Annotated in this window: 14 protein-coding genes; 1 reads left to right on the forward strand and 13 read right to left on the reverse strand. The window is 64.1% G+C overall.

Annotation, left to right across the window (positions count from 1 at the left end; genetic code table 11):
• Nucleotides 1-5: 5 nt before the first annotated feature.
• The gene (gene dnaB / locus JY96_RS02085; protein WP_035040807.1) at nt 6-1,445 is read left to right on the forward strand and encodes a replicative DNA helicase; all 1,440 of its coding nucleotides are present in this window, start codon (nt 6-8) and stop codon (nt 1,443-1,445) included.
• Between the two features lie 63 nt (nt 1,446-1,508).
• On the opposite strand, the gene trxC is transcribed toward dnaB, so the two are convergent.
• From trxC to JY96_RS02150, 13 genes are all read right to left on the reverse strand, one after another.
• Entirely contained in the window at nt 1,509-1,949 is a 441-nt protein-coding gene (gene trxC, locus JY96_RS02090) for a thioredoxin TrxC (protein WP_035034568.1), read from the reverse strand.
• A gap of 72 nt (nt 1,950-2,021) precedes the next feature.
• Nucleotides 2,022-2,720, reverse strand: coding sequence for a Bax inhibitor-1/YccA family protein (locus JY96_RS02095; RefSeq protein WP_052162041.1), 699 nt, complete (start codon nt 2,718-2,720; stop codon nt 2,022-2,024).
• 195 nt (nt 2,721-2,915) lie between these two features.
• Complete coding sequence (locus JY96_RS02100; RefSeq protein WP_035034569.1) at nt 2,916-3,743, reverse strand: RNA methyltransferase; 828 nt, start codon at nt 3,741-3,743, stop codon at nt 2,916-2,918.
• A 30-nt stretch (nt 3,744-3,773) separates the two neighbouring features.
• A complete protein-coding gene (rnhB, locus tag JY96_RS02105; protein ID WP_081960960.1) occupies nt 3,774-4,478 on the reverse strand; it encodes a ribonuclease HII in 705 nt (234 codons plus the stop codon).
• Nucleotides 4,447-5,598, reverse strand: a complete 1,152-nt coding sequence (gene lpxB, locus JY96_RS02110; RefSeq protein ID WP_081960961.1) for a lipid-A-disaccharide synthase — start codon at nt 5,596-5,598, stop codon at nt 4,447-4,449. Before lpxB ends, rnhB begins: the two co-directional genes overlap by 32 nt.
• Nucleotides 5,599-5,603: 5 nt before the next feature.
• On the reverse strand, nt 5,604-6,392 hold the full coding sequence (gene lpxA / locus JY96_RS02115; protein WP_035034571.1) for an acyl-ACP--UDP-N-acetylglucosamine O-acyltransferase: 789 nt from the start codon (nt 6,390-6,392) through the stop codon (nt 5,604-5,606).
• A gap of 7 nt (nt 6,393-6,399) precedes the next feature.
• Nucleotides 6,400-6,840: a 3-hydroxyacyl-ACP dehydratase FabZ gene (gene fabZ / locus JY96_RS02120; RefSeq protein ID WP_035034573.1), complete on the reverse strand. Its 441-nt coding sequence runs from the start codon at nt 6,838-6,840 to the stop codon at nt 6,400-6,402.
• Nucleotides 6,837-7,865: a UDP-3-O-(3-hydroxymyristoyl)glucosamine N-acyltransferase gene (lpxD, locus tag JY96_RS02125; protein ID WP_035040819.1), complete on the reverse strand. Its 1,029-nt coding sequence runs from the start codon at nt 7,863-7,865 to the stop codon at nt 6,837-6,839. The genes fabZ and lpxD overlap by 4 nt, the downstream gene beginning before the upstream one ends.
• Nucleotides 7,866-7,921: 56 nt before the next feature.
• Nucleotides 7,922-8,431 (reverse strand): OmpH family outer membrane protein, encoded by a 510-nt coding sequence (locus JY96_RS02130; RefSeq protein WP_035034575.1) that lies wholly within the window; start codon nt 8,429-8,431, stop codon nt 7,922-7,924.
• 2 nt (nt 8,432-8,433) lie between these two features.
• A complete protein-coding gene (gene bamA / locus JY96_RS02135; protein ID WP_052162042.1) occupies nt 8,434-10,722 on the reverse strand; it encodes an outer membrane protein assembly factor BamA in 2,289 nt (762 codons plus the stop codon).
• A 26-nt stretch (nt 10,723-10,748) separates the two neighbouring features.
• Nucleotides 10,749-12,158, reverse strand: a complete 1,410-nt coding sequence (gene rseP, locus JY96_RS02140; protein ID WP_035034577.1) for an RIP metalloprotease RseP — start codon at nt 12,156-12,158, stop codon at nt 10,749-10,751.
• A 58-nt stretch (nt 12,159-12,216) separates the two neighbouring features.
• A complete protein-coding gene (ispC, locus tag JY96_RS02145; RefSeq protein WP_035034579.1) occupies nt 12,217-13,422 on the reverse strand; it encodes a 1-deoxy-D-xylulose-5-phosphate reductoisomerase in 1,206 nt (401 codons plus the stop codon).
• On the reverse strand, nt 13,415-14,338 hold the full coding sequence (locus JY96_RS02150) for a phosphatidate cytidylyltransferase (protein WP_035034582.1): 924 nt from the start codon (nt 14,336-14,338) through the stop codon (nt 13,415-13,417). Before JY96_RS02150 ends, ispC begins: the two co-directional genes overlap by 8 nt.
• Between the last annotated feature and the right edge of the window lie 12 nt (nt 14,339-14,350).

Below are 14,350 nucleotides of genomic sequence, written 5' to 3' on the forward strand. Positions count from 1 at the left end.
TGACCATGGCCGCAGTTCTCCCGACACCCTTCTCCCCATCCGGTTTGAGTGCCTCGATTGGCGCCGATGAGATCGCCAAGCTGCGGGTGCCGCCGCACTCCATCGAAGCCGAGCAGAGCGTGCTGGGCGGCTTGCTGCTGGACAACAGCGCCTGGGACCGTGCCTCGGATCTGCTGACCGACAGCGACTTCTACCGCCATGAGCACCAGCTCATCTTCACGGCCATCCAGCAACTGATCAACGCCTCCAAGCCCGCCGACGTGATCACGGTCTTCGAGCAGCTGCAGATGCAAGGCAAGGCCGCGGATGTGCCTGGCGGCTTGATGTACCTGAATGCCCTGGCCCAATCGGTGCCCAGCGCGGCCAACATGCGCCGCTACGCGGAAATCGTGCGCGAACGCGCGGTGCTGCGCAAGCTGGTTTCGGTCAGCGACGAAATCGCCACCAACGCCTTCAGCCCCAACGGCAAGTCCGTGGCCGACCAGCTCGACGAAGCCGAAGCCAAGATCATGAAGATCGGCGAGGAAGGCAACAAGGGCAAGCAAGGCTTCCACTCGATGGACGGCCTGGTGGTGGACCTGCTGGACCGCGTCCAGGAGCTGGCCGACAACGGCTCGGAAGACGTCACCGGTGTGCGCACCGGCTTCATCGAAATGGACAAGATGACGGCCGGCCTGCAAAAGGGCGACCTGATCATTCTGGCCGCCCGCCCCTCCATGGGTAAGACGGCTTTTGCACTGAACATCGGCGAAAACGTGGCGGTCAACGAAGGCCTGCCGGTGGCCGTGTTCTCCATGGAAATGGGCGCCTCTCAGCTGGCGCTGCGTATGGTCGGCTCCATTGGCCGCATCAACCAGCAGAACCTGCGTACCGGCCGCCTGAGCGACGATGAATGGGGGCGCCTGAGCGAGACGGTCGAGAAGCTGCGCACGGCCAACGTCTTCATCGACGAAACACCTGGCCTGTCACCCAATGAATTGCGCGCCCGCGCGCGCCGCCTGGCCCGTCAGTTCGGCGGCACGCTGGGCCTGATCATCATCGACTATCTGCAGCTGATGAGCGGCTCGGGCGGCAACGAGGAAAACCGCGCCACCGTGATCGGTGAAATCTCGCGAGGCCTCAAAGCGCTGGCCAAAGAGTTGCAGTGCCCGGTGATCGCGCTGTCGCAGTTGAACCGCTCGGTCGAAACCCGCCCTGACAAGCGCCCCATGATGTCCGACCTTCGCGAATCAGGCGCCATCGAGCAGGATGCGGACGTGATCATGTTCATCTACCGCGACGAGTACTACAACAAGGAGTCCAAGATTCCCGGCGTCGCCGAGATCATCATCGGCAAGCAGCGTAACGGCCCGGTCGGCAGCTTGCATCTGGCCTTCCTGAAATCGAACACGCGCTTCGAAAACCTGGCACCTGGCACTCACATCGGTGAGGGTGACCAGTATTGACCTTCTCCATTGCGGCGGCAGTACCTTACGGTGCCTTTCGGGGTGCCGTTTTTTTTGAGAGGCTCAATGGCCGTGGCGCGCCAGCCAGGCCTTCAACTGCGCAGGCTGCAAGGCGCCGGACACGCGGTCAATCTCGCGGCCATTGGCGAACAGCGCCAGCGTCGGGATGCTGCGGATGTTGTAGCGCGCCGCCAGCTGTTGCTCGGCTTCGGTGTCGACCTTAGCGAACAGCACGCGGCCCTTGTAGCTGCCCGCCATCTGCGCGAACACGGGGGCGAACATCTTGCAGGGGCCGCACCAGGGCGCCCAGAAGTCGACCAGCACGGGCAACTGGTTGCGCGTGACAAATCGCTCGAAGTTCTGGGTCTGGAGATTGAGCGCTTGCCCGGGCAAGAGGCTCTGCGCGCATTTGCCACACTGAGGCTGGTCATGGACACGATCAGCCGGCACGCGGTTGATCGCCTGACAGTGTGGGCAAACCAGTTCAAGAGAAGAAGCAGACATGGGGTTCTCCGTGAGAGCTATACCCCATGTCGTATCGATTCACGCCAATTCAAGAGGCGCAGACCGATTGGCTCAATCGTCGTTGCCAGTCAGCGCCATCAGCAGCTGCAGCAGCGACACGAAGACGTTGTAGACGTCCAGGTAGATGGCCAAGGTTGCCATCACGTAGTTGGTTTCGCCGCCGTCGATGATGCGCTTGAGGTCATACAGCATGTAGGCCGAGAAGATCACGATGGCCATGGCCGACACAGCCAGCATCAGCGCAGGCATCTGCAGCCAGATGTTGGCCACCGAGGCCACCAGGATCACGATCAGGCCCACGAACAACCACTTGCCCATGTTGGACAGATCGGTCTTGATCGTGCTGGCCAGAGCCGACATGCCCAGGAACACGGCGCCGGTACCGCCAAAGGCCATGCCGATGAGGGCGCCGCCATTGGAGCGCCCCATGGCCATGCCCACGATGCCCGACAGCATCAAACCAGCGAAAAAGGTATAGCCCAGCAGCAGCAGGACGCCTGCGCCTGAATCCTTGAACTTGTTGATGCCGAAGAAAAAGGCCATGGAGATGCCCATCAGCACCATGAAGGCCATCAGCGGGCGACCCGCAAACATGCCCATCACGTTCATCGACACGCCCAGCCAGGCGCCGACCACGGTGGGCAACATCGACAAGGCCAGCAAGGCATACGTGTTGCGCAGCACCCGCTGACGGTCCACGCCCATCGAAGAGCCATAAACAACATCAAGGGGTTTCAACGAACGGTCCATGTTTCCTCCGGAAAACGCAAAAGAAGTCAGGTCAGGCTGACCTTCCTTGGAACCTGCCAGGCAGGCAGAGGTTCCACAAAGATTGTAGGCGGCTTGTGTCAACCCCAAACGCCCGGCGCAGTATCTGCGGGCCGGTCAGGGGTTTTTCAAGCACGATTTCATGTGGTGAGAGCCCGCAAGCCGCCCCAGACAGCCTCAGGCGGCCAGGCGACGTCGCAGTGACTCGTACAGGCACACCGCCGCCGCGGCCGCCACGTTGAGCGACTCCTCGCCGCCCGGCTGGGGAATGGCCACCCTCAGCGCACAGCGGGCCATGACGGCTTCGGCGACACCCTGCCCCTCGTGCCCCATCACCCAGGCGCAGGGGTCAGGCAGCGGCGCGGAAGGCAAGAGCTGATCGGTGTGCGAGCTGGTGGCCACAAGGGGCACACCGAGCTCAGCCAGATCATCGGCCACCACCTGCTCAACCAGATGCAGCGCAAAGTGCGCGCCCATGCCCGCACGCAAGACCTTGGGCGACCACAAGGCCGCCGTGCCCTTGAACGCCACCACCTGCTGAAACCCCATGGCCGATGCGCTGCGCAGGATGCTGCCGACATTGCCGGCGTCCTGAACACGGTCCAGCACCACCGAACGCAAGCCCGAGCGGATGCCGGCATCAACCGCCCCTTCATCGGGGCGAGACAGCAGGAAGCCCAGATGCGCATGGGACTCCAGCCCGCTGAACACCTTCCACAAGGCTTGCGGCACCACCACCACCTTGTCGGCCTGGCGAGCCAGCTCGCTCAGCTTGCGCGCCAGCTCGTCATGCCCCGCCGCCGTGCCATGCTCACCCAGCCACGCCGTATCGGCGATCACGGCCAAGGCCACGGGCACGCCACGCGCCAGACAGGCCGAACACAGGTGGTCGCCCTCCAGCCAGACTTCGCCCAGCTTGCGGTAGGCGGACGGGTCCTGCGCGTGCTTGCGAAGGCGTTGCACCAGCGGGTTGTCGCGCGAGGTGATCAGTTGGGTGATGCTCATCAAAATCAGGCCATCCAGGTGGCGCAGCGGTCAGCGAGGCTGAACCAGGGAGGGATCAGGCGCCAGGCCCAGCGCAACCTTCACGGGCCCGAAGCTGCGGCGGTGCGCCGGGGTCGCGCCGTGCAGACGCAACGCGGCCACATGGTCGGCCGTGGGGTAGCCCTTGTGGGCATCGAAACCGTATTGCGGATAGGCCTCGTGCAACTGTACGCACAAACGGTCGCGGTGCACCTTGGCCAGGATGGATGCCGCAGAAATCGCCTGCACTTTCGAGTCGCCCTTGACGATGGCCTGCGCCGGCACATTGAGCACGGGCACACGGTTGCCGTCCACCTGCACCATGGCCGGCTTCAGGCGCAGGCCTTCCACCGCACGGCGCATGGCCAGCATGGTGGCCTGCAGGATGTTGATCTCATCGATCTCCTCGACCGTGGCCTCGGCAATGCAACAACACAGCGCCTTGGCGCGGATCTCGTCATACAGGCGCTCGCGCTGGCGCGCGGTGAGCTTCTTGGAGTCCGCCAGACCGACGATGGGCTGCTCGTCGTCCAGGATGACAGCAGCGGCCACCACCGGGCCGGCCAGCGGGCCGCGGCCGGCCTCGTCCACGCCTGCGAGCAGGCCCGCCGAGTCTGCGGGCCACAACAGATCCAGCTGCTGCGGCACGAGCAGCTCGACGCCCGTACGCGCCGTCCTGGCGCCCTTAACGGCTTTCGATGACTTGGGCGATGGCATCGCTGGCAGCCCGGGCGGTATCGCGCCTCAGGGTGTGGTGAAGTTCAAGGAAACGTTGTTGCACCGACTGGGCTCGGGCAGGCTGATCCAGCCAGGCCAGCACATCCGAAGCCAGTTGCTCGGGGTTGGCCTCGTGCTGCAGGCGCTCAGGCACGACGAAGTCGGACAACAGGATATTGGGCAAGCCGACCCACGGCAGGTAGGCCATGCGCTTCATGATGGGCCAGCTCAAGGCGCTGATCTTGTAGGCGATCACCATGGGGCGCTTGAACAAGGCCGCCTCCAGCGTGGCCGTGCCGCTCGCAATCAGCGTGACATCACAAGCGGCCAGCGCTTCGTGCGATTGCCCGTCAAGCAGGGTCAAGGCAGCCTTGGGCGCATGCTCGGCCACCATGGGCTCAACCAGCGCACGCATGCCGGGCACGATGGGCAACAGGAAGCGCAGATCAGGCCGTTGCTGGCTCAAACGCGCCACGGTCTGCAGGAAGGTGGGCGCAATGTGGCGGATCTCGCCACCGCGGCTGCCTGGCAATACGGCCACGACCTGGGCATCGGCGCTCAAACCCAGCTTGGCACGCGCCGCTTCACGCGGCACCTCCAGCGGGATCGTGTCGGCCAGCGGGTGCCCCACATAACTGGCCGCGATGCCCTTGTCCTGGTACAGCTTGGGCTCGAAGGGGAACAGGCACAGCATGTGGTCCACCGAACGGTGGATCTTGTTGATGCGCCCGCCTCGCCAGGCCCAGATGGACGGGCTGACGAAGTGCACGGTCTTGATGCCTTGTGCTTTCAGGCGCGCTTCCAGGCCCAGGTTGAAGTCCGGCGCGTCCACCCCGATGAACACATCAGGGCGCTCCTGCAGCAGGCGCGCCGCCAGTTGCTCACGGATGCCCCATATCTCGCGAAAGCGCCGCAGCACTTCGAGGTTGAAGCCGTGGACGGCCAGTTTTTCGTAAGGCCAATGCGCCTGGAAACCATGGGCTGCCATCTTCGGGCCGCCAATGCCTGATGCCGTCAGATCAGGCCAGCGTGCGCGCATGCCCCCCAGCAGCAAACCAGCCAGCAGGTCGCCGGAGGTTTCGCCGGCCACCATGGCCACGCGTGGACCCGTCATCGCCATGCCGCTCAACGCACGATGCCGCGCGAGGCATCCGCCAGAAAGGCCAGCATCATGTCGATGTCGGCATCTGCTTCAGGCACCTGCCCACGCAGCGCAGCGATCTCGGCCTTGGATGCCTCCAGCGTCAGCCCCTTGCGGTACAGCAGCTTGTACATCTGCTTGAGCGTGCTCAGACGCTCGGCTGAATAACCGCGGCGGCGAGGGCCTTCCTGGTGCACGTTCTGGGCTTGGGCTGGGTTGCCTGCGGCTTGCACGAAGGGCGGCAAGTCTTGCGACAAGCGGGTCTGGAAACCCAGCATGGCGAAGTCGCCAATGCGCACGAACTGGTGCACACCACTGATGCCACCGATCAGCGTGTGGTTGCCCACGGTCACGTGGCCGGCGAACTGCACGGAGTTGGCGATCACGTTGTCGTTGCCGATCACGCAGTCATGCGCCACGTGCACATAGGCCATGATCCAGTTGTCATCGCCGATCTGCGTGACACCCTTGTCCTGCACCGTACCGGTGTTGAAGGTGGTGAATTCGCGGATGGTGTTGCGGTCACCAATGATCAGTTTGGTGGGCTCGCCCGCGTACTTCTTGTCTTGTGGGGCAGCGCCCAGCGAGGCGAACTGGAAGATGCGGTTGTCGCGCCCGATCGTGGTGTGGCCCTCGATCACGCAATGCGAGCCGACCGACGAGCCTTCACCGATGGTGACATGGGGCCCGATGGTCGTGTAGGCGCCCACCGAGACCGAATCGGCCAGCCTGGCCTGCGGGTCAACGATGGCGGTTGGGTGAATGCTTGCCATGACGGGATCAGGCCACCTTGCGCACGGTGCACATGATCTGCGCGGACACAGCCAGCTCTTCACCCACGAAGGCCTGGGCATTGAACTTGTAGATGCCAGCCTTGTTGCGGTCCATCTGCACATCTAGGATCAACTGGTCACCGGGCTCCACGGGGCGCTTGAAACGCGCACCGTCGATGCCGACGAAGTAGTAGACCGAGTTTTCATCGGCGCCCTCGCCCATCGCATCAAAAGCCAGCAAGGCAGCAGCCTGCGCCAGGGCTTCGAGCATCAGCACGCCGGGCATCACCGGGCGCGTGGGGAAATGGCCCTGGAAGAACGGCTCGTTGATGGTCACGTTCTTCAAGGCGCGGATTCGCACGTTTTTTTCGATTTCCAGCACGCGGTCGACCAGCAGGAAGGGGTAGCGGTGCGGGAGCTTGTCGAGGATCTTGTGGATGTCCATCACGATTTGATCTGTTTCTCTAGGGTACGGATGCGATCACGCAGGGCATGAAGCTGGCGCAGCGTGGCCGCGTTCTTCTCCCAGGATGCGTTCTCGTCGAATGGGAAGACCCCGCTGTACACGCCGGGCTTGTTGATGGAGCGCGAAATCAGCGTGCCCGAGGACACGTGCACATTGTCCGCCAGGCTCAGGTGGCCAAGGATCATGCCTGCGCCCCCCACCGTGCAATGGGCGCCAATGTGCGCACTGCCCGCCACGCCCACGCAGCCAGCCATGGCCGAGTGCTCGCCGATGTGCACGTTGTGCGCGATCTGGACCAGGTTGTCGAGCTTGACGCCCTTCTCGATCACGGTGTCTTCGATGGCGCCGCGGTCGACACAGGTATTTGCACCCAGTTCGACATCGTCGCCGATGCGCACGGCACCGAGCTGCTCGATCTTTTCCCAGGTGCCTTTGTTGGGGGCAAAACCAAAGCCGTCCGCGCCGATCACCACGCCACTGTGGAAGATGCAGCGCTGGCCCACCACACAATCGAAGCCCAGCGTGACGTGGGCCGCCAGACGCGTCTGTGCGCCCACGCGGGCACGCTCGCCGACCACGCAGTGCGGGCCGATGATCACGTCGTCACCGATCACGGCACCCGCCTCGATGACCGCCAGTGGGCCGATGGTCACGCCCAGCCCCAGTACCGCGCTCGGGTCGACCACAGCCGACGGATGCACACCAGCAGCTGGTCGAGGCCGCACACGCTGAGCCCACCACTGTGTCAGGCGAGCGAAATACAGATAGGGGTCGTCCGTGACGATGGCCGCACCGCGTGCCACGGCCTCATCCTTGGCCGCAGGGCTCACGATCACGCAGGTGGCCTGCGTCGTCAGCAACTGGCTGCGGTACTTCGGGTTGGACAGGAAGGAGATCGCCGCCACCCGGTCCGTGTCGAGCGGGCCGATGTTCTGGATGGGCGTCTCGCGGTCGCCGTACAGCTCACCGCCCAGCGCGTCCACAAGCTGACCCAGCGTGGTGCTCAGGCGGGGCGCCGCACGGTCTGAAAGAGAGGTCGTGTCAGGCGCTGGAGATGAGCCGTTCACTTGCTCGATCCGCCATTCAAGGCCTTGATGACCTTGTCGGTGATGTCCACGCGCGGGCCGGCAAACACGGCTTCCTGCAGGATCAGGTCGAACTTCTCCTGGTCGAATATCTGCTTGACGACGCGGTTCGCGCGGTCCAGCACGCTGGAGAGCTCTTCGTTCTTGCGCTGGTTGAGGTCTTCCTGGAACTCGCGGCGCTTGCGCTGCAGCTCGCGGTCCTGGTCCACCAGGTCACGCTGGCGGCGAACCCGCTCGCCCTCGCCCAGGGTGGGCGCATCCTTCTCGAAACGATCGGAGGCGCTCTTGAGGCGGGACTCGGCCTCGCTCAGTTCTTTCTCGCGCCGATTGAACTCGGCTTCGAGCTTGGTCTGTGCGGCCTTGGCCGGCACCGCGTCACGCAGGACGCGGTCCAGGTTCACAAAACCGATCTTGAGTTCCTGGCTGTGAGCCGCCACCGCGCCCATGAGCAGGGCGCTGGCGACCAGTGTCTTGAAAATCGATTTCATGATCAGAATGCCGTGCCGATCTGGAACTGGAGTTTCTGGATTTTATCTTGATCGAAGTAGCGGAACGGCTTGCCGTAGCTCAGCTTGAGCGGGCCGACCGGCGACACCCAGCTGATACCGACACCAGCCGAGGCCCGGAAGTCCTTCCAGCGAACCGCTTCGGTCTCACCCCAGACGTTACCCGCATCCACGTAACCGAACAAGCGCAGCGTGCGGTCATTGCCCGCGCCGGGGAACGGCACGTAGAGTTCGGTGTTGAGGTTGATGCGCTTGTTGCCGCCCACATAGGCGCCTTCGATGTCCACAGGGCCCAGAGAGCCTTGCTCGAAGCCACGCACGGTACCCAGACCACCACCGGTGAAGTTCTTGAACACAGGGTAAGGCTTGCCTGACAGGCCCGTGCCGTAGCCGAACTCGCCGTTGAAACCCAGCGTGTAGCGGTTGGTCAGCGGCAGGTATTGCTGGAACTGGTAGTCGCTGCGCAGGTAGCGCGTGTCGCCGGCCACACCCCATTCCAGGTTGACGCGCTGGTAGCGACCGCTGGTGGGCGCGATCGTGCTGTCGCGCGCATCACGCGCCCAGCCCACCGTCAGGGGCACGGACAGGCTGCGCTCGCCGAAGATTTCGCGGTGCAACTGGTAGCTCACGGGCAAGCCCGTGGTGCCATGGATGGCCGTCTGCTCGGCACCGGCGCCAAAGAACACCGTGTCGAACTCGGTGTAGGGCACGCCGAAACGCACGGCCGCACCGGGGGTGACGATCTCGTAGTCACCACCTTGTGTGCTCAAGGGGCGGGAGGTGCGGTAGAACACGTCGTAGGAGCGCGAGATACCGTTGTCCGTGAAGTACGGGTCCACCGTGCTGACGACAATGGTGCGGTTGTACTTGCTGGTGTTGAGCTCCACCCCCAGGTAGTTACCGGTGCCGAAGACGTTGTCCTGCTTGACCGATGCGGTCAGGGTGAACTTCTCGGCGCTGGAGAAGCCTGCACCCAGCATCAGGTTGCCGGTGGGCTTTTCTTCCACCGTGATGGTGAGGTCGACCTGGTCGGCCGTGCCGGGCACCTCGGTCGTTTCGATGTTGACCTGCTTGAAGTAGCCCAGACGGTCCACGCGGTCGCGCGACAGCTTGATCTTCTGGCCGTCGTACCAGGCGGCTTCGAACTGGCGGAACTCGCGGCGGATCACTTCATCGCGCGTGCGGGAGTTACCGGCCACGTTGACGCGGCGCACATAAACGCGGCGCTGAGGCTGCGCCACCAGCACGGCCACGGCCTGGCCCTTGTCACGGTCCAGCTCGGGGCGGAAGTCCACCTTGGCAAAGGCATAACCGAATGCCGCAAAGCGATCCGTGAAGGCCTTGATCGTCGAGGCCACGTCCTCGGCGCGGTAGGCCTCGCCGGGCTTGATGGTGATCAGCTTGCGGAAGGTTTCTTCCTTGCCCAGGTAGTCGCCATCCAGCTTGACACCGGTGATCACATAGCGTGGCCCTTCGGTCACGTTGATCGCAATCGAGATGTCCTGCTTGTCTGGCGAGATCGCCACCTGGGTGGACTCGATCTTGAACTCCAGGTAACCACGGTTCAGGTAGTAGGCCTTGATGGACTCCAGGTCGGCATTGAGCTTGGAGCGCGCGTACTGGTCGGACTTGGTGTACCAGGTCAGGTAGCCACCCGTCGTCAAGTCCATCTGCGACAGCAAGGTGCTTTCCGAGAAGGCCTGGTTGCCGGTGATGCGGATGCTTTTGATCTTGGTGACCTCGCCTTCGGTCACGGTGAAGGTCACGTTCACGCGGTTGCGCTCGGCGGGCGTGATCGTGGTGACCACTTCGACGCCGTACAGGCTGCGCGTGAGGTACTGGCGCTTGAGCTCCTGCTCGGCGCGGTCGGCCAGTGCGCGGTCAAAGGGCTGGCCTTCGCCAATGCCGACGTCCTTCAGCGCCTTGACCAGGTTGTCCTTGTCGAACTCCTTGGTGCCGACGAACTCCACGCGGGAGATCACGGGGCGCTCTTCCACGACCACGACCACCACGTTGCCGTCGATCTGGATGCGCACGTCCTTGAACAGGCCAGTGGCAAACAAGGAGCGCAAGCCCGCCGCGCCCTTGTCATCGGTATAGGTGTCGCCTACCCGGAAAGGCAAGGAGGCAAACACGGTGCCGGCGTCGGCACGCTGAAGGCCTTCTACGCGGATGTCCTTGAGCACGAAGGGCTCGACAGCCCATGCAGCCTGGAACAAGGAGGATGCCAGCAAGGCAGCGAGCAGGGTCGGCTTGAACCGGACAGCAGTCATGGAAGGAATTTGCATGCGGAAATAACTCAGTGCGCGCCCATCAGGCGCGCCAGGTCGTTGTAGAGGGCCAGTGACATCATCATCAACATGATGGCGACGCCACCACGTTGCAGGCGTTCCAGCCAACGTTCAGAGACGGGCCGGCCCGTGACACCTTCGAAAAGATAATACATGAGGTGCCCACCATCGAGGACCGGCAGCGGCAGCAAATTCAGCACCCCCAGGCTGACACTGACCAGCGCGAGGAAACCCACGTAGTAGGCCCAGCCCAGGCGCACGGACTGCCCGGCGTAGTCGGCAATCGTCAAAGGCCCGCTCAGATTCTTCAGGGACGCCTGCCCAATCAGCATCTTGCCCAGCATGTTCAGGCTCAGCACCGAGACATCCCAGGTCTTGACCACGGCGCGCTGCATGCCATCGAGCAGGCCATAACGCACCGTCACCGTCGCGGCCGGCCCGCCCAGGGCGGCGTCGATGCGAGGCAACATCTGCCCTTCCACCTGCTTCATCACCGGCAGCACGTGTAAATCCAGTACCTGCCCGCCGCGCTCGATGTGCATGGTCATGGGCAAGGCCTGACCTTTGTTCTGGCTCTCGCGGATGATGCGCAACAGATGGGATACGTCAGTAGGCGCCTGGCCATTGACGTCCAGCACGCGGTCACCGCTGAGCAGCCCCGCCTTCTGGGCCGCGCCACCATCGAGCACCTTGCTGATGATGGGTTCGGCATAAGGCCCGGTCAGGCCGATGCGACTCATCAGCTCGCCATCCACCTCCGAGGCACTGATCTGGCTGAGCTTGAGCCGCAGGAGGCGCTCGCCACCAGCAGGCTGGTCTGGGCTGCTCCTGGACTGCACACGCAAGACCAGATCCTGCCCCTTGAGTGCATGCTGGGTCAGGCGCCACTGCAGGTCGTTCATGGAGCGCACCGCGCACCACGTGGCGCCCTCACCAGAATCGGCGCCGTCAGGCTTGAGGGCGATGATTTCGTCGCGCACCTGCAAACCCGCCTGAGCGGCCAGGCTGCCGGCCTTCGGCTGCGCGAACCAGGGGCGCAACTCGGACACACCGGCCCAGTTCACGCAGGCGTACAAGAGCACCGCCAAGGCCAGGTTGGCCAGCGGGCCCGCCGACACCACGAACGCCCGCTGCGGCAAAGGCTTGCGGTTGAATGCCCGGTGCAACTCGGCCGGGTCCACCGCGCCCTCGCGCTCGTCGAGCATCTTGACGTAGCCGCCCAAGGGCAAGGCCGACACCACGAACTCGGTCTCCCCCCGCATGCGGGACCACAGCACGCGCCCGAAACCCATCGAAAAGCGCAACACCTTGACATTGCACGCCACGGCAGCCCGGTAATGGCCGTACTCATGGATGACCACCAGCACCCCGATGGTCACGATGAACGCCAGCGCTTTGATCAAGAAGGTGATCAGCATCGCCCTACTCCTTGGAACACGGCCACATAGACATCCGATGCGGTGGGTCGCAGCACGCTCAGCGCGCCAACCCCATCACCACCGACTCTGCCACACGGCGAGCCTGCGCATCCAGCGACAGCAAACCCTCTACCGACTCGACGGCGCCGGCGGGCACCACGCAATCGGACAAGGCCTGCAGGTTCACGTGATGGATCTGATCAAAACGGATGCGACGGTTCAGGAAGGCATCCACCGCCACCTCATTGGCCGCGTTGAGCACACAGGTGCTGCCAGGCGCGGCACGCAAGGTCTGCCAGGCCAGTTGCAGCCCGGGGTAGCGAGCGGCGTCCGGCGGCTCGAAGGTCAGGGCCGCCAGCCGGCTGAAATCGAGCAGATCGGCACCCGACTCGATGCGCTGCGGCCATGACAGGCCATAGGCAATGGGCACGCGCATATCGGGTGTACCCAGTTGGGCCAGCACGGAACGGTCGCGGCACACCACCATGGAGTGGATGATGCTCTGCGGATGCAGGACCACGCGGATCTGATCGGGTTCCAGGTTGAACAACCAGCGCGCTTCGATCACCTCCAGCGCCTTGTTCATCATGGTGGCCGAGTCCACCGAAATCTTGCGCCCCATGACCCAGTTCGGGTGCGCGCAAGCCTGCTCGGGCGTGATGTCTGCGAATGTGGCGGGGTCGCGCTGGCGGAAGGGCCCGCCCGATGCGGTCAGCACGATGTGATCAATGCGCGAAGCCCAGGTCGACGGGTCTTCTGGCAGGCACTGGAAGATGGCGGAATGCTCGCTGTCGATTGGCAGCAAGGTGGCACCACCGTCCTTGACGGCCTGCATGAACAGCTTGCCGCCGACAACCAGGGCCTCCTTGTTGGCCAGCAAGAGCCGCTTGCCTGCACGCGCTGCTGCCAGACAAGGCGCCAGCCCGGCGGCACCCACAATGGCGCCCATCACGACGTCCACATCAGGGTGCGCGGCGATGTCGCACAGAGCTTGCTCGCCACCAAGCACTTCCGTGCGCAGGCCTGCGGCACGCACCTTGTCGCGCAATTGCGCGGCCACGGGCTCCGACGACATCACGGCAAACCGAGGCTGATGCTTGACGCACTGCGCCAGCAGTTCATCGACACGAGAGGCGCCGCTCAGCGCCCAGACCTCGAACCGCTCGGGGTGGCGTGCAGCCACATCGAGCGTGTTGGTCCCGATGGAGCCCGTCGCACCAAGGATGCACAGGCGTTGAGGGCGGCTGGAAAGGTGGTCAACCATGGCACAAGGTCATCAAAGCCAGCGACAAAGGCAGCACCGGCAACAGGGCATCGATGCGATCCAGCACCCCGCCATGGCCCGGCAGCAACTGGCTGCTGTCCTTGGCACCGGCCTGGCGTTTGATCAGGGACTCGAACAGGTCGCCCACCACGCTCATGGCAGCGAGGAACGCCAGTGCCACCAGCATACCGGCGGGCCCCAGCCCCATCAACAAACGACTGTAAAGACTGGGGGCATCCACCCCGATGTTGCGGTCGATCCAGATCCAGATGACGGACAGCAGGGCCACGGCCAGCATGCCGGACCACACGCCCTCCCAGCTCTTGCCCGGGCTGATGGAGGGCGCCAGCTTGTTCTTGCCAAAGGCACGTCCACCAAAATACGCCCCGATGTCGGCCGCCCAGACCAGGCAGAACACCGACAGCAGGTAGTTCAAGCCTTGTGCCTTGCTTTCAACCAGCGCCAGCCAGGCCAGCATCAGCAAACCCAGGCCCAGCAGGCGGCGCAGCAGCTGCGGCACCTGCTTCCAGTATTCGGTACCGAAGCGCAACACAGCCGCGCCACCTGGCACCCAGACGGCCACAGCCACCAGCCAGATGACCGCGGGCGTGGCAAAACCGACCAGGGGGTGCCCCCAACCGTGCACATGCCCGACCGACTCCGATACGGCAGACAGTTGCGCCCCCCAAACGGAGAGCCCCAGAGACTGCGCCACGAACAGGCAGGCCCCTGCGACGGCCGCCCCCATCATCACGGCTCGCGCGCCAGGCGCTTCATTCAGACGGGACCACTCCCAACCTGCCGCGGAGATGAACACCAGCGTCAGGATGGCAAACGGCCAGGCGGCCTGTGCAGCCAGCGTCGGCAGCAGGATGGCTACCAGGATCAGCGCGGTAATGACACGTTGCTTGAGCATCTGCCTGTCCCC

It is taken from the genome of Aquabacterium sp. NJ1, assembly GCF_000768065.1.
Lineage (GTDB): Bacteria > Pseudomonadota > Gammaproteobacteria > Burkholderiales > Burkholderiaceae_C > Aquabacterium.